Annotated in this window: 13 protein-coding genes; 5 read left to right on the top strand and 8 right to left on the bottom strand. The window is 73.7% G+C overall.

Translation table 11 applies throughout. The features are described 5' to 3' along the window. The first annotated feature begins 79 nt into the window (after positions 1-79). A complete protein-coding gene (locus E1293_RS32775) occupies positions 80-871 on the top strand; it encodes an SDR family NAD(P)-dependent oxidoreductase (protein WP_132201525.1) in 792 nt (263 codons plus the stop codon). A gap of 16 nt (positions 872-887) precedes the next feature. Here the strand turns inward: E1293_RS32775 and E1293_RS32770 are convergent, their stop codons facing one another. Genes E1293_RS32770 through E1293_RS32750 form a run of 5 tightly spaced genes read right to left on the bottom strand, consistent with a single transcriptional unit; the run spans position 888 to position 8,747 of the window. Further along, complete coding sequence (locus tag E1293_RS32770) at positions 888-4,100, bottom strand: acetyl-CoA carboxylase family protein (protein WP_132201523.1); 3,213 nt, start codon at positions 4,098-4,100, stop codon at positions 888-890. A 34-nt stretch (positions 4,101-4,134) separates the two neighbouring features. Further along, on the bottom strand, positions 4,135-5,514 hold the full coding sequence (locus E1293_RS32765) for a GH1 family beta-glucosidase (protein ID WP_132201521.1): 1,380 nt from the start codon (positions 5,512-5,514) through the stop codon (positions 4,135-4,137). Positions 5,515-5,561: 47 nt separating this feature from the next. Further along, on the bottom strand, positions 5,562-6,434 hold the full coding sequence (locus tag E1293_RS32760; protein WP_132201519.1) for a carbohydrate ABC transporter permease: 873 nt from the start codon (positions 6,432-6,434) through the stop codon (positions 5,562-5,564). Next, positions 6,427-7,440: a carbohydrate ABC transporter permease gene (locus tag E1293_RS32755; RefSeq protein WP_207939222.1), complete on the bottom strand. Its 1,014-nt coding sequence runs from the start codon at positions 7,438-7,440 to the stop codon at positions 6,427-6,429. Before E1293_RS32755 ends, E1293_RS32760 begins: the two co-directional genes overlap by 8 nt. Beyond that, positions 7,437-8,747, bottom strand: coding sequence for an ABC transporter substrate-binding protein (locus tag E1293_RS32750; RefSeq protein ID WP_132201517.1), 1,311 nt, complete (start codon positions 8,745-8,747; stop codon positions 7,437-7,439). Before E1293_RS32750 ends, E1293_RS32755 begins: the two co-directional genes overlap by 4 nt. A gap of 157 nt (positions 8,748-8,904) precedes the next feature. Here E1293_RS32750 and E1293_RS32745 point away from each other — a divergent pair, with 157 nt between their 5' ends. The 4 genes from E1293_RS32745 (at position 8,905) to E1293_RS32730 (ending at position 13,780) form a co-directional block, all read left to right on the top strand. Then, entirely contained in the window at positions 8,905-10,101 is a 1,197-nt protein-coding gene (locus E1293_RS32745; protein ID WP_132201515.1) for an ROK family transcriptional regulator, read from the top strand. A gap of 67 nt (positions 10,102-10,168) precedes the next feature. Continuing rightward, on the top strand, positions 10,169-10,732 hold the full coding sequence (locus tag E1293_RS32740; protein ID WP_132201513.1) for a TetR/AcrR family transcriptional regulator: 564 nt from the start codon (positions 10,169-10,171) through the stop codon (positions 10,730-10,732). 180 nt (positions 10,733-10,912) lie between these two features. Next, positions 10,913-12,421 carry an RtcB family protein gene (locus E1293_RS32735; RefSeq protein ID WP_132201511.1) on the top strand — a complete coding sequence of 503 codons (1,509 nt, stop codon included), beginning with the start codon at positions 10,913-10,915 and terminating at the stop codon, positions 12,419-12,421. A gap of 177 nt (positions 12,422-12,598) precedes the next feature. Then, positions 12,599-13,780 carry an acyl-CoA dehydrogenase family protein gene (locus E1293_RS32730; RefSeq protein ID WP_132201509.1) on the top strand — a complete coding sequence of 394 codons (1,182 nt, stop codon included), beginning with the start codon at positions 12,599-12,601 and terminating at the stop codon, positions 13,778-13,780. Here the strand turns inward: E1293_RS32730 and E1293_RS32725 are convergent. The 3 genes from E1293_RS32725 to E1293_RS32715 all read right to left on the bottom strand — a co-directional run bounded on the left by E1293_RS32725 (position 13,774) and on the right by E1293_RS32715 (position 16,351). Further along, positions 13,774-14,568, bottom strand: a complete 795-nt coding sequence (locus E1293_RS32725; RefSeq protein WP_132201507.1) for an enoyl-CoA hydratase/isomerase family protein — start codon at positions 14,566-14,568, stop codon at positions 13,774-13,776. The genes E1293_RS32730 and E1293_RS32725 overlap by 7 nt on opposite strands. After that, a complete protein-coding gene (locus tag E1293_RS32720; RefSeq protein WP_132201505.1) occupies positions 14,538-15,530 on the bottom strand; it encodes an alpha/beta hydrolase in 993 nt (330 codons plus the stop codon). Before E1293_RS32720 ends, E1293_RS32725 begins: the two co-directional genes overlap by 31 nt. A 71-nt stretch (positions 15,531-15,601) precedes the next feature. Continuing rightward, positions 15,602-16,351 (bottom strand): gamma-glutamyl-gamma-aminobutyrate hydrolase family protein, encoded by a 750-nt coding sequence (locus E1293_RS32715; RefSeq protein ID WP_132201503.1) that lies wholly within the window; start codon positions 16,349-16,351, stop codon positions 15,602-15,604. Positions 16,352-16,441: the final 90 nt, after the last annotated feature.

Below are 16,441 nucleotides of genomic sequence, written 5' to 3'. Positions count from 1 at the left end.
GGCGAACCCACTACCTTACCGGCCGGGCCGCGGCGCTGCGCCTTGCCGGGCGGCCCCGGGGTGTGTGACGTTGGGCGGCATGGTGGAGCTCAACGGACGGTCCGCGTTGGTCACGGGCGCCTCGTCCGGCATCGGCGCCGTCGTCGCGGAGGCGCTCGCCGCCGCCGGGGCGCGGGTCGGGCTGGTGGCGCGGCGCAAGGACAGGCTGGAGGACGTTCTCGCCGGGTGCCGCGAGCACTCCCCCGGCTCGGCGATGTGGACCGCCGACCTCGCCGACCTCGGCGGGATCGGCGACCTCGCCGCGGACGTCGAGCGCGAGTTCGGCGGCGTGGACGTCCTGGTGAACAACGCGGGGATGCCGAAGCGGCGCCGCGTCCAGGACCTGACCGCCGGCGAGGCGGACGAGGTGATGCGGCTCAACTACTCGTCCCCGGTGCGGCTCACGCTGGCGCTGCTGCCCGGGATGATCGCGCGGGGCCGCGGGCACCTGGTGGCGATGGGCTCGGTCGCGGCGCGGCTCGGCCCGCCGCACGAGGGCGCCTACGGCGCGTCCAAGGCGGCGCTCACGGCGTTCTGGGAGAGCATGGCGGTCGACCTGGACGGCACGGGCGTGCAGGTCCACGTGATCCAGCCCGCGCTGATCGCCGGCACCGAGCTGTTCACGCTGCCCGGGAACGAGCCGCCGATCAGCGACGTGTCGGACGCGCTGCCGCCGCAGGAGGTGGCCGCGGCGGTCCTGGACGCCCTGGAGAGCGGCCGGTTCGAGCAGTACGTGCCGGGCTGGTTCACCGAGATGGCCTCCGGCAAGGCGGCCGACGTCGACGCGTTCCTCGCCGGCGTCAAGGAGTGGACCCGCGACCAGCTGCAGTAGGGTGCGGATCCGTCCGTCACCACGTGTCGATCCATGGGCGGGGACGCTCCTCCGGCGGCGGAGCCGCGCCCAGCACGGTGGTGATCCAGCGGCGCGTGTCCGCGGGGTCGATGATGTCGTCCAGCTCGAACACCGTGGCGGCGTGCAGCGCCTTCCCGTGCTCGTAGGCGGCCGCCACCATGTGCTCGAAGAGCGCCCGCGGGTCGTCGGCGGCCTCCAGTTCCTTGCGGAACCCGAGCCGGACCGCGCCCTCCAGGCCCATGCCGCCGATCTCGCCGGTGGGCCACGCGACGGTCGCGAGCGGCGCCTTGAACCCGCCGCCCGCCATGGCCTGCGCGCCGAGCCCGTAGCCCTTGCGGAGCACGACCGTGATGATCGGCACGCGCAGGTTGGCGCCGATCACGAACAGCCGGCTGAAGTGCCGGACGGTGGCGGTCCTCTCCGCGTCCGGGCCGACCATGAAGCCGGGGGTGTCGCACAAGGACACGACCGGGAGGCCGTGCGCGTCGCAGAGCTGCAGGAAGCGGGCGGCCTTGTCGGCGGCGTCGCGGTCGATGGCGCCGCCGAGATGCGCCGGGTTGCTGGCGATCAGGCCCATCGGGCGGCCCTCGATCCGGACCAGCGCGGTGATGGTCCCGATCCCGAACGCGCGGCGCAGCTCCAGCACCGAGCCGGTGTCGGCGAGGTGGGTGATCGCGCGGCGGACGTCGTAGGCGCGCAGCCGGTTCTCCGGGACGACGTGCCGCAGGATCCGCTGGTCATCGCACGTCCAGTCGCCGGCCGGGCCCTGGAAGTAGGACAGGTAGCGGCGGGCCGCGTGGACGGCCTCCGCCTCGTCCTCCACCACGATGTCGACGACGCCGTTGGGCTCCTGGTCGCCGATCGGGCCGATCTCCTCCGGCGCGAACACGCCGAGGCCGCCGCCCTCGATCATCGCGGGGCCGCCCATGCCGATGTTGGCGCCGCGGGTGGCGATGATGACGTCGCAGCAGCCGAGCAGGGCCGCGTTGCCCGCGAAGCAGCGGCCGTTCGCGATGCCGATGGACGGGACGACGCCGCTGAGCCGCCCCATGGCGTGGAAGGTCGTCACGTCCAGGCCGGAGACCGAGGAGGTGTCGGTGTCGCCGGGGCGTCCCCCGCCGCCCTCGGCGAACAGCACCAGCGGCAGGCGCCGGCGGTGCGCGATGTCGAGCATCCGGTCGGTCTTGCGGTGGTTCTGGTGGCCCTGCGTCCCGGCCAGGACCATGTAGTCGTAGGACATGACGACGGCCTGCGCGCCGTTCACGTCCCCGATGCCGCAGACCATGCCGTCGGCGGGGGTTCGCTCGATGAGGTCGTCGAGGGTGCGGCGCTGCCGCTGCGCGGCGATGGCGAGGGCGCCGTATTCGGCGAAGGTGCCCGGGTCGCAGAGGTCATCGATGTTCTCCCGCGCGGTGCGGTGGCCGCGTGCGTGGCGCTTGGCGACCGCCTCGGGGCGGGCCGCGTCGAGACCCGTCTCATGCCGGCGGAGCGTCTCGGCGAGGTCGGCGCGGATCAGGTCGAGGTCGGTGGCGGCGTCTTCGGCGGTGTGGTCGCCGTCCACCTCGGCGGGCGCGGTGAACAGCAGCGGCGCGCCCTCGGCGACGGTGTCGCCCGGCGCGGCGGCCAGCGTCCGGACGACGCCCGCCTCACCGGCCCGGACGACGTGCTCCATTTTCATGGCCTCAAGGATCAGCACCGGCGCCCCGGCCCGGACGAGGTCGCCTTCCGCCACTTCGACGCTCACGACCGTCCCCTGCATCGGGGCGGGGACCGCGACCGTGCCGGGCGGCGCGTCCGGCACGGCGACGGCCTCGGGCTCCGGCTCGTGCGCCGACTCGACGTAGAAGCGCCGGTGCTCGCTCTCCAGCAGTTCGGGCAGGTGGTCGGCGATGAAGGACGTGCCGGCGCCGCCGGCCGTGAACTCGGGATGGCGCAGGACGCCCTGCAAGAGCGGGATGCTCGTGGCGACGCCCGCGATCTCGAACTCGCCGAGGGCCCCGTACGCGCGGGCCGCCGCGGACGGCAGGTCCTCAGCGCGGGCGACCACCTTGGCGAGCAGCGGGTCGTAGCGCAGGCTGGTGCGGTAGCCGGCGTACCCGTAGGTGTCGACGCGGACGCCGGGACCGGACGGCGGCGCGAACGCGGTCAGCGTCCCGGCCCTCGGGTGCGGCGTGCCGTCCGCGTCGATCGTCTCGGTGTTGACCCGCACCTGGACGGCGCAGCCGGACGCGGGTGGCGGTCCCGCCAGGCCGACCCCCGCGAGGTCCTCCCCCAGCGCGAGCCTGATCTGGGCCTTCACCAGGTCGACGCCGGTGATCTCCTCGGTCACGGTGTGCTCGACCTGGAGCCGCGGGTTAGCCTCCAGGAACCAGAACGCCGCACCGGCGACCAGGAACTCGAACGTGCCCAGGCTGCCGTAACGCACTGCTGAAGCCATGCGGAGCGCGGCGTCCAGCAGCGCGTCGCGGACACCGGGCGGCAGTGCGGGCGCCGGGGCGATCTCGATGAGCTTCTGGTGGCGGCGCTGGACGCTGCAGTCGCGTTCCCACAGGTGGGTGACCGCGCCGGAGCCGTCCCCGGCGACCTGCACCTCGATGTGGCGGGCGCGCGGCACGTACTTCTCGGCGTACAGGTCGCCGCTGCCGAACGAGGCGAGCGCCTCCGACCGGCACCGCTCGTACGCGGCCGCCATCCCGTCCGCGCCGGTGACGACGCGCATGCCGCGTCCGCCGCCGCCCGCCAGGGCCTTGAGCATGACCGGCCCGTGCTCCCGGGCGAACTCCTCCGCGTCCGCCAGGCTCACCGCGCCGCCCGTGCCGGGCGTCACGGGCACGCCCGACTCGCGCGCCAGCTCCCGCGACCTGGTCTTGTCGCCGAACAGCTCCAGCAGCTCCGGGCGCGGGCCCACGAACGTCAGCCCGGCACCGGCGCACCGCGCGGCGAACCCCGCGTTCTCGCTCAGGAAGCCGTAGCCGGGATGGACGGCGGTCGCGCCGGCCTCCTGCGCCGCGGCGACGAGCGCGTCCGCGTCGAGGTATCCGGCGACGCCCTCGCCGGGCAGCGCCCGCACCTCGTCGGCCCGCCGGGTGTGCGGGGACGCGGTGTCGTCGCGGGTGTGGACGGCGACCGTCCGCAGCCCCAGCTCGGCCGCCGCCCGGACGATCCGCAGCGCGATCTCTCCCCGGTTGGCCACAAGGATCCCGCCCACCCGGCCTCCTCACCTCGCCTGAGCCGACGGGTCCTCACTCTAGGGAGCGGGAGGCCAGGCGGTGCGCCCGGAGGTCCCGGTGCGCGCGGATGATCTCGGCGTAGCGGTGCCCGCTGTCCTTGATCACGCGTTTCTGGGTGGCGAAGTCGACGTGGACGAGCCCGAACCGCTGCGCGTAGCCGTACGCCCACTCGAAGTTGTCCATCAGCGACCAGGCGAAGTAGCCGTCCAGCGGGACGCCCGCGCGGATCGCGGACGCGCACGCGGACAGGTGCGACTCCAGGTAGGCGGCGCGCTCGGGGTCGTGGACGGTCCCGTCCGCCGTCACGGTGTCGGTGTAGGCGGAGCCGTTCTCGGTGACCATGATGCTGCGCGGCGCGTACTCCCGCGTGACGCGGACGAGGATCTTCTCCAGCCGGTCCGGGTGGATCTCCCAGTCCATGCCGGTGCGCGGCGTCCCCGCCGGGGTGATCTGCCGGGTGTACGGCACCCGGCCCGCGGGGTCGGCGACGTTGACCGACCGCCGGTAGTAGTTGACGCCGAGCCAGTCCAGCGGCGCGGCGATCGTCTCCAGGTCCCCGGGGCGGACGGGCGGCTCCACCCCGTACACCTCGATCATGTCGGCGGGCAGCCCGCGGCCGTGGATCGGGTCGAGCCACCAGCGGTTGTGGTGGCCGTCCTCGCGCCGCGCCGCCGCCACGTCCTCGTCGCGGTCGCTGCCCGGCTCGCAGTCGGTCAGCAGGTTGACGATGCCGACGCGGGCGTCCGGGACGGCCGCGCGGATCGCCTGCACGCCGAGGCCGTGCGCGAGCATCATGTGGTACGAGGCGGGCACCGCGACGCCGATGTCGGCGGCGCCGGGCGCCATCGTCCCCTGCAGGTGGCCGATCCAGGCCGCGCAGACCGGCTCGTTCAGCGTCGCCCACGACGCCACGCGGTCGCCGAGCGTCCCGGCCACGGCGGACGCGTACTCGGCGAACCGCTCCGCCGTGTCGCGGGACGGCCAGCCGCCGCGGTCCTGGAGCGCCTGCGGGAGGTCCCAGTGGTACAGGGTCGGGTGCGGCTCGATCCCCGCCTCCAGCAGGGCGTCCACGAGCCGGTCGTAGAAGGCGAGCCCGGCCGGGTTGACCGGGCCGCCGCCCGCGGGCAGCACCCGCGGCCAGGCGATCGAGAACCGGTAGGCGCGCAGGCCGAGCGCCGACATGAGCGCCAGGTCCTCGGGCCAGCGGTGGTAGTGGTCGCAGGCGGCGTCGCCGGTGTCGCCGCCGGCGATCGCGCCCGGGACGCGGCAGAACGCGTCCCAGATGGAGGAGCCGCGGCCGTCCTCCGCCACGGCCCCCTCGACCTGGTAGGCGGAGGTGGCCGCTCCCCAGGCGAAGTCGGGTCCGAACGCGGTCAGGTCGTCGATGGGCACAGGTCTCCCTCTTCGTGGTTCAGGCGGGATGGCGGGGTCCGGGCGGGTCACTTGACGGAGCCGGCGGTCAGGCCGGCCACGAGGAAGCGCTGGAGCAGCAGGAACCCGGCGACGACGGGGATGCTCACCACCAGGGAGGCGGCCATCACCTGGTTCCAGTAGACCTCGTGCTGGGTGGAGTAGCCCTGCAGGCCGATCGCGAGCGTCCGGGTCTGGTCGTTGGTCATCACCGAGGCGAACAGCACCTCGCCCCACGCGGTCATGAACGCGTAGACGGTCACCGCGACGATGCCGGGCAGCGACGCCGGGACGATCACCCGCAGCAGCGCGCCGACCGGCCCGCAGCCGTCCACCCGGGCGGCCTCGTCCAGCTCGCGCGGGATCGACTCGAAGTACCCGGCCAGCATCCAGATGGAGAACGGCAGCGAGAACGTCAGGTACGTCAGGATCAGCGCGCCGCGGCTGCCGTAGAGGGCGAGGCCGGTCGCGTTCCCCACGTTCACGAAGATGAGGAACAGCGGCAGCAGGAACAGGATGCCCGGGAACATCTGCGTGGACAGCACCGTCACCGTGAACACCCGGCGCCCGGCGAATCGGTAGCGGCTCACCGCGTACGCGGCGCCGATGGCGATCACGACGGATGCCAGCGTGGCGCCGCCCGCGACGATCACGCTGTTCACGAAGTAGCGCGCCAGCGGGACGGTCGACCACATGTCGATGTAGGGGCGGATCGTCGGCTCCGACGGGATCCACCGGAACTTCCCCTGGACGTCCTCCAGCGGCTTCAGCGACGAGCTGACCATCGCGTAGACGGGCACCAGGGTGAACACCGCCAGCAGCGTCAGCACGATCCGCCGTGTCCAGACGAAGGAGGCCGGCGGGTCGGTCGGCGCCCTCCCGCGCGTGCGTGTCTCAGCCATGGGCGGGCCTCCGCCTCGACGTGACGAGCAGGTACGCCGCCGTGACCAGCAGCAGGAACAGCAGCAGCAGCACCGACATCGCCGAGCCCGTCCCGAAGTTCCAGGTGACGAACGAGGCGTGGTAGATGTGCACCGAGATCAGGTCGCCGCCCGCGGGCGCCGCCTTCCCGAACAGGACGAACGGCGTGTTGAAGTCGTTGAACGTCCACAGGAACAGCACCAGCACGAGCACCTGGTTGATGGGCCGCAGCGCCGGCAGCGTGATGTGCCGGATCTGCCGCCAGACGCCGGCGCCGTCCAGCGCGGACGCCTCGTACAGGTCGCGGGAGATGTTCTGCAGCCCCGCCATCAGCACGAGGAACGCGAACGGCCACGACCGCCACACGATGACGGTGACCAGCGCCCAGAAGCTGTTGTTCCCGATCAGCCAGAACGGCCGGTCGCCGCCGGTCACGTGCAGCTGGTCGGCCAGCACGTGGTTGACCATGCCGTTGTCGCGCTGGAACATGAACGCCCACGTCATCACGGCGGTGTAGACGGGCAGCGCGTACGGGACGAGGAAGATCGCCCGCAGCGGCCCACGCCCCCGGAACCGCTCCTGCATCAGGACCGCGGCGGTGGTCCCGAGCAGCCACGACAGCCCGACCGCGAGCACCGTGACCGCGAGCGTCACCAGGAACGACCGCAGCAGGTCCGCGCCGATCGCGCCGTCGACGTCGACCGCGACCCGGTAGTTGCCGAGCCCCTTGCCCGGCGCCTTCGACCATTCCCGGATGTAGAAGAGCGTCAGCTCCTTGAAGCTCATCCATATCCCGACGGCGATCGGCACCACGTGCACGATCAGCTCCGCGGCGACCGCCGGCGCCAGCAGCAGGTACGGCAGCGCCTTCCCCGGCAACCGCCGCCTGCGCCGGCCCCCGGTGGAACCCCCGGGGCCGGCGCCGTGCGCCGCCGCGGCGCCCTCCGCCCGGGCGGCCCCGGCGGCAGAGACCTTGGCAGAGGTCACTTGCCCATCTGTTCTTGTGCGGCGGCGAGCTTGTCCTTCACCTTGGCCTCGGTGATGGGCTTGCCGGCGGCGGCGTCGGCGAAGAGCTCCTTCATGGCGGTGCCGACCGCCGTCTCGAACTGGCTCTCCTCCGGGACCTGGGGCAGCGGGGCCGCGCTCGTGGCGAGGATGTCCTTGAAGACCTTCAGGTCGGGGGTGTCGAACGCGGGGTCGTTCTGCGCGGAGGTGACCGCGGGCAGCGACCCGTAGGCCTTGTTGAGGATCTTCTGCTCGTCGTCGCCGGTCATGAACTTCACGAACTTCAGGGCGCCGTCGCGGTTGCCCGAGTTCTTGAAGACCGCGATGTTGATGCCGGCGACCATCGAGGTGACGTTCCGGCCGCCGGGCGGGGCCGGCGACGGCTTCGGGATCGGGACGACGCCCCAGTCCCCGGGCTTCATGCCGAGGTTGGTGAACCCGCTGGTGGTGGCCTGCCACAGCAGCATCGCGGCCTTGCCGGTGGCGAAGTCGTTCAGCGACTGGTTGGCGGAGTACTCGGCGTTGCCGGGCGCGGCGATCTTCTCCTCGGCGATCAGGTCCACGTAGGACTTGATCGCCTTGACGGCCTGCGGGGTGGCGAACTGCGGCTTGCCGTCCGGGGTGAAGAAGTCGGCGCCGTACATCTGGCCGATGTTGAACGCCTGGTGGACGTTCTCGGGGATGCTGGCGCCCTCGACCGCGATCCCGTACTTGCCGCCCTTGGTGAGCTTGTGCCCCGCGTCGATGAGCTCCTGCCAGGTCTTGGGCGGCTCCACGTTCGCGTCCGCGAACATCTTCTTGTTGTAGTAGAGGCCGTAGGCGAGGGAGTAGAGCGGGACGGCGGCCGGGTCCTTGCCCTTGGCGCCGGCGGAGGCGAGCGCGGCGGGCACGAACCGCTGCGCGCCGCCGACCTTGGCCATCGTCGCGGGGTCGAAGGGCAGCAGCCCGCCGGTGGCCTGCAGGGACGCCGACCAGGTATTGCCGATGTTGAGGACGTCCGGCCCCTGCCCGGACGTCGTGGCGGCGAGGATGCGGTTCAGCAGGTCGGTCCAGGGGACGACCTCCATCTTGACCTTGATGCCGGTCTGCTTCTCGAACTTGGCGAGCTCGGGGTTCAGCACCTTCTGGTCGGCCGCGATGTCGGTGCCCTGGTTGCTGGCCCAGTAGGTCAGCGTCTTCGGGTCGCCGTCGCCGCCGCCGGACGTGGTGCCGCCGCCGCAGGCCGCCGCGGTGGTGGCGAGGAGCCCGGCCGCGAGGACGGCGAGGGCCCGTGAGGTGGGATGACGCATCGGCTCCGACCTTCCGGCTAGAGTGACCCGGGTCACTCGGGAGAGTTAGATCACACCTTATTTCACGACGTGATCTAAGCAGTGACATAATGGCCGGGTCAAGACCTTGGAACCGCGGGGGACGCGGCCCGACGCGGGCCGCCGGATAGGGGGCCCGATGCCGGAACGGCGCCGGAGGACCGTGCGCGACCTGCGCCGTACCAACCGGTCGGTGCTGCTGCGCCGGCTGTACTTCGACGGGCCGCTCAGCCGCCAGGACCTGGCCAGGGAGACCGGGCTCAGCCCCGCGTCGGTCAGCAACGTGGTCAGCGAGCTGATCGAGGCCGGGCTCGTGGTGGAGGCGGGCAGCGTCGAGTCCGACGGCGGCCGGCCGCGGGTCCTGCTGAAGACCGCGGCCGGTTACGGCCACCTCGTCGGCGTGGACGTCGGCGAGACGCGGGTGATGGTCGAGCTGTTCGACCTGGAGCTGACCCAGCTCGCCAAGGCCGACCTGCCGCTCGGGGACGGCGGCCACGACGAGCGCGCCGTCGTCCGGCACATCCTGGACGGCCTGCCGGCGGTGATCGAGGGGGCGTCCGTCGACCCGGCGTCCATCATCGGCGTCGGGGTGGGCGTCCCGGGCGTCATCGAGCACGGCCCCGAGGCGGTCGTGCACTGCCAGACCATCGGGTGGGACGGCGTGCATCTGGAGCGGATGCTGCGCGAGGGCACGAGTCTGCCGCTGTTCGTCGACAACGGCGCGACGTCGCTCGGGCAGGCCGAGATGTGGTTCGGCGCGGGGCGCGGGCACCGCAACGCCGTCGTCGCATTGATCGGCTCCGGGGTGGGCGCCGCCGTGATGATCGACGGCTCGCCGTACCGGGGCGCGGCCGGCAGCGCGGGCGAGTGGGGCCACACGACCTCGCGGGTCGGCGGCGCGCCGTGCCGGTGCGGGTCCCGCGGCTGCCTGGAGTCCTACGTCGGCGCGACCGCCCTGCTGGAACGCTACCGGGAGGCCGGCGGCCCCGCCGGGGCGGACGAGGAGGCGGCGCTCGCCGGGCTGCTCGCCGACCCGTCGGACGCGGCGGCGGACCTGCGCGAGGACACCGCCGAGTACCTGGGCGCGGGCATCGCCGACCTGGTCAACCTGTTCAGCCCCGAGAAGATCATCATCGGCGGCTGGGCGGGGCTGCTGCTCGGCGGCCGGATGCTGGACCGGATCGTCGCGGCCACCGCCGCGTACGCGCTGCGGCAGCCGTTCGCGCAGACCTCGGTCGAGCTGTGCCATCTCGGCCCCGAGGCGGTCGCCGTCGGCGCGGCCACCCTCCCCCTCGCCCACCTCCTCGACCGCGGCGGAGACCCGGCGGGGACGTGATGGCCCGGCGGCGGCCCGCGGGGGATAATGGACCCCCTGATCGGCACCCCTGGAGGAACGACGACACATGGGCACCGCCGGCCGTTCCGTTCGCGAGTCGCTGCTGGACGCCGCGGCCGGGCTCCTCGTGGAGCGCGGCTACCGGGCCGTCCGCATGCAGGACGTCGCGTCCGCCGCCGGGGTGAGCCGGCAGACCGTCTACAACGAGTTCGGCGACAAGTGGGGGCTGGCGCAGGCGGTCGTGATCCGCGACAACGAGCGCTACCTCGACGGCATCGACGCGGTGCTGTCCGAGCACGACGACCTGTACTCGGCGGTGGTCGCCGCGGTGACCTACACGCTGGAGACCTCCGCCGACGACCAGCTGAAGAAGGCGGTGCTGACCGGCGCGGACGGCGACGAGATGCTGCCGCTGCTGACCACCCGGGCCGAGCCGGTGCTGTTCACCGCGAGCGCCCGCATCGCCGAGCACGCGCTGCGGCAGTGGCCGCAGCTCGACCGCGACGCGCTCACCGAGATCGCCGACGCCGCGGTGCGGCTGACGATGAGCCACATCATGCTGCCGTCCGGGGCGCCGGAGGTCTTCGCCCACTTCGTCGCCCGCATGGTGACCCGCTACATGTCCGTCTGAGCTCATGGCCGTCCCCGGGAAAACCACTGGCCCGGCCGCCGGGGCCCGCGCTAACGTCTGAGCCGCCTCGCGGCTGCTGAACCCGAGGACCGAGCGGCCACCACCCGCTCCCCCGCCGTCGCGCCCTCCGCGCGGACGGCTTCTCCCGCGCGCCCACAGCAGCCACGAAGGACCCTGCACATGCCCGCACGCCAAGACCACCGGCTCGTCCGCACGGGCGAGCACTGGCTCACCCTCCCCAACCCCTACGGCATTCCGGTCGACATCTGCGCCGGCGACGACGTCCCGCTGGAGCCCGCCGCCGTGACCGAGGCGCTGACGCTCCTCGACACCGCCGCCACGCTGGACCGCCTCGCCGAGGCCGCGCCCGGCTACGACGGCCCGGCGCCGCGGATCACCCGCGTCGCGCTCACCCCCGACCTCCACAAGGGCGCCGGCATCCCGATCGGCACGGTCCTGGAGACCGAGCACGCGCTGCTGCCGCAGGCGGTCGGCAACGACGTCAACTGCGGGATGCGGCTGGAGGTGACGACGCTGCGGGCCGACCGCGTCCGGCCGCGCCTGGACGCGCTGGAGCGGCGGCTGCGGCACCTGTTCTTCGAGGGCGGCCGCCGGATCGCCCTCACCCCCGCCCAGCGGGAGGGCCTCCTGCGGGACGGGCTGCCCGGCCTGCTGCTCACCGGCGCCACGCCGTGGCCCGGGGTCCTCCCGGAGGACGCCGAGGACGGCCTCGACCGGGTCCACGCCTCCGGCTACCCCGCCGAGACGGCCGAGGCGTTCGCCGACTGGATCGGCAGCGCGGGCGGGGCCAGCCACGACAGCGTCATCGGCGGGATCGGCGGCGGCAACCACTTCGCCGAACTGCAGTACGTGTCGGAGGTGCACGACGCCGCCGCCGCGCACGCGTGGGGCCTGACGCCCGGCACGGTCGTGACGATGGTGCACAGCGGGTCGCTGTCGCTCGGGCACCAGGCCAACGCGACGGCACTGGACCGGCTCCGCGCGGCATGGCCCGCCGGCCTCCCCCGCCCGCGCAACGGGATCCTGCCGTTCCTGCTGGACGAGCGCTCCGGACCGGCCCGGCGCCGGTACCTCGACGCGTTCGGCAACGCCGCCAACTTCGCGGTCGGCAACCGGTTCTTCCTGGCGCTGGCGATGCGCGCCGGGCTGGCGGCCGAGTGCGGCGGCATGGCGTCCCGGCTGCTGTACGACGCGCCGCACAACCTCTTCTGGCGGGGCGGTGACCGGATCGTCCACCGCAAGGGCGCGACCCCGGCGGGCGGGCACGCCGCGATGGCGGGCGGCCCATACGCGATGTGGGGCGAGCCGGTCATCGTGCCGGGCTCAATGGGCGCGGCGAGCTTCGTCCTGCGCGGGCGCGGGGACCCGCGCACGCTCGCCAGCGCCTGCCACGGCGCCGGGCGACGGGTGCCGCGCGGCGCGTCCGCACGCGGGAACGACGCGGAACTCGACGCGTTCCTGCGCAATTTCCGGGTCGTGACGCCGCTCGACCACCGCGACCCGGTGGTGGCGCGGCGGTCCGACGTCCTGGCCGCGTGGCGGCGCGACCTCAAGCAGGAGGCGCCGTGGGCCTACAAGGACATCGGCCCGGTCGTGGCGAGCCTGGACGGCGGCGGGGTGGCGGCGCCGGTCGCGGAGCTGCGCCCGCTGCTGACGGTCAAGGGATGACGGTCTGGAGGCGGACGGCCTTCACGACCGTCTGCTCGTCCAGGAGCGCGCCGCCGGACACCGCGTTCCACGGCGTGACGACGGCGGCGACGCCGTGTTCGATGACCGACCCGTGTCAGTGAGCACTTACTCCGATCGGCTACCGTGGGCCGCACGCGAGAGTTCGAGGGAGGCGCGGTGGACTTCGACCTGCCGGAGAGCGCGGCGGCGGTGCGCGAGGGCGTGCTGGCGATCGGCGCGAAGTACGACCAGGAGTACTGGAGCCGGTGCGACGCCGACAAGCGCTGGCCCGAGGAGGTCTGGCGCGAGCTGGTCGACGGCGGCTGGCACGCCCTGGCGATTCCCGAGGAGCACGGCGGCGGAGGCCAGGGCCTGCTGGAGCTCGCGGTCGCGCTGGAGGCCCTCGCCGAGGGCGGCGCGGGCGGCGCCGCGTCGTTCATGTACCTGCTCACCCCCGCGTTCGGGGGCCTCACCATCGCCCGGCACGGCACCGAGGCGCAGCGGCGCGAGTTCCTGCCGGGGATCGCCGCCGGGGAGATCGAGACCTGCTTCGCCATCACCGAGCCGGACGCCGGCAGCAACTCGATCAACATCTCCACGCAGGCGCGCCGCGACGGCGGCTCCTTCGTCGTCAGCGGCCAGAAGATCTGGATCTCCGGCGTCGAGCGCGCCGACTTCCTCGTCCTGGTCACCCGGACGGTCCCGGCCGCCGAGGCGCGGCCGCGCACGTCCGGCTTCACCGTCCTGCTGGTGGACGTCAAGGAGGCCGTCGCCGCCGGCACGCTCACCTACCGGCCGATCCCCAAGCTCGGCACCAACACCGTCGCGTCCAGCATGGTGTTCCTGGACGACGTGCGCGTGCCCGCGGACCGGGTGCTCGGCGAGGTCGACCAGGGGTTCGCCGTCTTGTGGGACATCCTCAACCCCGAGCGGATCCTGGCCGCCGCGGGCGGCGTCGGCTCCGGCGGCCTGGTGCTGAAGATCGCCTGCGACTACGCCACCGAGCGGGCCCCGTTCGGCACGCCGATCGGCGCCAACCAGGGCATCGCGTTCCCGCTCGCCCGCGTCAAGGCGCAACTGGAGCTGGCGCGGCTGATGACCTACAAGGCCGCCTGGCTGTGGGACCGGGGCCGCCCGTGCGGCTCGGAGGCCAACATCGCCAAGCTCACCGCGGCGGACGCCGCCTGGCAGGCGGCCGACCGCGCGTTCCAGACGCACGGCGGCATGGCGTACTCGCTGGAGTACCCGGTCGCCCGCATGTTCCGCGACGCCCGCATCGCCAAGAACATCCCGGTCGCCGAGGAGCTGGTGCTGGCCCACATCGCCCAGCACGAACTGGGCCTCCCCAAGTCCTACTGACCGAACGCCGGCGGGCGCTTCTCCCGGATGGCCGCGACGCCCTCGCGCACGTCCGGGCCGGTGAACCCGAAGAACTCCATCGCCAGCGACGCGTCGAACGTCGGCCCGGCGAGGCGCAGCCAGTTGTTCAGGGCGTGCTTGGTGAACGACAGCGCCTCGGCGGGGCCGGCGGCCAGCCGGCCGGCGATCTCCAGGGCGCGCTCGTGCACCTCCGCGTCGTCCACGCAGAGGGAGACCAGGCCGATCCGCTCGGCCTCCTCGCCGGTGAGGACGTTGTTGAGCAGCAGGTAGTACTTGGCCTTGGCCAGCCCGCACAGCAGCGGCCACACGATCGCGGCGTGGTCGCCGGCCGCCACGCCGAGGCGCGTGTGCCCGTCGATGATCTTGGCGGTGCGGCCGGCGACGGACACGTCGGCCAGCAGCGCGACCGCGAGCCCGGCGCCCACCGCGGGGCCCTGCACGGCGCTGACCACCGGCTTCGAGCAGTTCAGCACGTTCATCACGATGTCGCGGGCCTCGCGCATGATCCGCCGGCGGGCGGCGTGCCCGGTCATCATCTCCTCGATCATGGCGAGGTCGCCGCCGGCGGAGAACGCCGTCCCCTCGCCGCGGACGACGATCACGCGCGCGTCGTCGTCGGCGTCGGCGTCCCGCCAGACCTCCGCCAGCTCGCGGTGCCCGGCCGCGTCGACGGCGTTCAGCTTGCCGGGCGTGCTGATCGTGACCCGCAGCACCCCGTCCGCCGCCCAGTCGATCTTCAGCCGCTCGTACGCGTCGTACCGGCCCATGGCGCACTCCCCTGCCGCGTGTGATCACCGAATGCCGCGCGCAATCGTCGCACAGCGAACTCCATCGCCTCGGCACCGGCGTCGAAGATCTCGGGCAGCAGGAAGAACGAGTGCACGACGCCGTCGTAGCGGCGCACCTCCACTGAGACGCCCGCCGCGGCGAGGCGGCGCGCGTACGCCTCGGCCTCGTCGCGCAGGATGTCGCACTCGGCGGTGATCACGGTGGCGGGCGCGGCGCCGGACAGGTCCGGGGCGCGCAGCGGGGCGAGCCGGGCGTCGGACGGGTCGGCGCCGCCCCGGTACAGCTCCATGAACCGGGCGAGCGTGCCGGCGTCCAGGCCGTATCCGGAGCCGTACTCCCGCCAGCTCGGGGTGTCCCCCGCCGTGTCGGTCACCGGGTAGACGAGCAGCTGGTGGACGAGCGGCAGCCCGCGGTCGCGGGCCAGCAGCGCGACCGCCGCGGCGAGGTTGCCGCCGGCGCTGTCGCCGGCCACCGCGACGGCCCCGGGGAGGACGCCGTGCCGCCCGGGGTCCCGCGCGACGGAGGCGACGACCGCCCAGGCGTCGTCCACCGCCGCGGGGAACGGGTGCTCGGGAGCCAGCCGGTACCCGACGTTCAGGACCACGCACTCCGCAGCGGCGGCGAGGTCGCGGCAGGCGGCGTCCACGTTGTCGACGCCGCCGAGCACCCAGCCGCCGCCGTGCAGGTAGACGAGCGCGGGCAGCGGCCCCCGCCCGGGCGGAGCGGGACGGTACAGGCGGACCGGGACGGGGCCGCCCGGGCCGGCCACCGCGATGTCGCGGACCTGCGGAAGCTCGCGCCGGACGACCGGGAACGCCGTGCCGATCCGCTCCCGCATCTCCTCGATCGTGGGCTCGGCGGCCGCGTCCCTCCCCGGGGGCGGGGCCGTCCAGGAGGCGAGCAGCTCCAGGAAGCCCACGGTCTGGGGGTGCAGGGGCATGCGGCGGCCTCCGGTGCTCGGGGGAGTCTCAACCGTCGCCTTCCCCGCGGGCCGGAGCGCCAATCCCCGGGTCAGCGCCCGGCGGCCTCGGCCACCAGTGCCTCGAACAGGCGCTTGTCGTCGCCCTCCTCGGGGTGCCACTGGACGGCGAGCCCGAAGCGGTGCCCCTGCAGCTCGACGGCCTCGACGACCTGGTCCTCGGCCCACGCCACGGCGGACAGGCCCTTGCCGAGCCGGCTCACCGCCTGATGGTGGTAGGCGGGGACGTCGGCCGAGTCGCCGAGGATCTTGCCGACCAGGCTCGTCGCGCTGATCTGCACCGGGTGCGAGCCGACCATCCCGGTCTCCGGCGCGTGCCCCTTGTGGCCGACGGCCTCGGGCAGGTGCTGGATGAGCGCGCCGCCGCGCGCCACGTTCAGCACCTGCATGCCCCGGCAGATGGCGAGGAAGGGCAGGTCGGCGTCGATCACCGCGCGGGCGAGCGCCAGCTCGAACCGGTCGCGCTGCGGCTGCGGCGGCCCGGTCTCGGTGTGCCGGACGGCGCCGTACAGGTCCGGGTCGATGTCGCCGCCGCCGGCGAGGACGATGCCGTCCAGCCGGGAGACCAGCGCGTCCAGCCCGCGCAGCGTCGCGGCCGGGGGCACCAGGACCGGGACCCCGCCGGCCCGCTCGACCGACCGCACGTACGGCACCGGCAGCAGCGCGGCCTCGCGCACCCAGACGCCCCAGCGGGCCGGCTCCTGGTAGGTGGTGATGCCGATGAGCGGCGGCGCGCCCTCATCGGCGGCGGGGCCCGGGGCCCCGCGGGCGGCTTCTGACATGCGTGCTTCCCCCTCTGCTGAGCGCCGGCCACAGGACGACATCCGATCCGGGTGATTCGCTCACCATGGTGCCTCACCCGCCCCCTCGGG

It is taken from the genome of Actinomadura darangshiensis (genome assembly GCF_004349235.1).
Classification (GTDB): Bacteria; Actinomycetota; Actinomycetes; order Streptosporangiales; family Streptosporangiaceae; genus Spirillospora; species Spirillospora darangshiensis.
This window is presented reverse-complemented; position numbering and strand designations above follow the sequence as displayed.

What these genes read in the sequence shown, in the direction of transcription:
- E1293_RS32775 (WP_132201525.1), top strand. Translation starts at nt 80, where the DNA reads ATGGTGGAGCTCAACGGACGGTCCGCGTTGGTCACGGGCGCCTCGTCC.
- E1293_RS32760 (WP_132201519.1), bottom strand. Translation starts at nt 6,434, where the DNA reads ATGGCTGAGACACGCACGCGCGGGAGGGCGCCGACCGACCCGCCGGCC.
- E1293_RS32750 (WP_132201517.1), bottom strand. Translation starts at nt 8,747, where the DNA reads ATGCGTCATCCCACCTCACGGGCCCTCGCCGTCCTCGCGGCCGGGCTC.
- E1293_RS32745 (WP_132201515.1), top strand. Translation starts at nt 8,905, where the DNA reads ATGCCGGAACGGCGCCGGAGGACCGTGCGCGACCTGCGCCGTACCAAC.
- E1293_RS32740 (WP_132201513.1), top strand. Translation starts at nt 10,169, where the DNA reads ATGGGCACCGCCGGCCGTTCCGTTCGCGAGTCGCTGCTGGACGCCGCG.
- E1293_RS32735 (WP_132201511.1), top strand. Translation starts at nt 10,913, where the DNA reads ATGCCCGCACGCCAAGACCACCGGCTCGTCCGCACGGGCGAGCACTGG.
- E1293_RS32725 (WP_132201507.1), bottom strand. Translation starts at nt 14,568, where the DNA reads ATGGGCCGGTACGACGCGTACGAGCGGCTGAAGATCGACTGGGCGGCG.
- E1293_RS32720 (WP_132201505.1), bottom strand. Translation starts at nt 15,530, where the DNA reads ATGCCCCTGCACCCCCAGACCGTGGGCTTCCTGGAGCTGCTCGCCTCC.
- E1293_RS32715 (WP_132201503.1), bottom strand. Translation starts at nt 16,351, where the DNA reads ATGTCAGAAGCCGCCCGCGGGGCCCCGGGCCCCGCCGCCGATGAGGGC.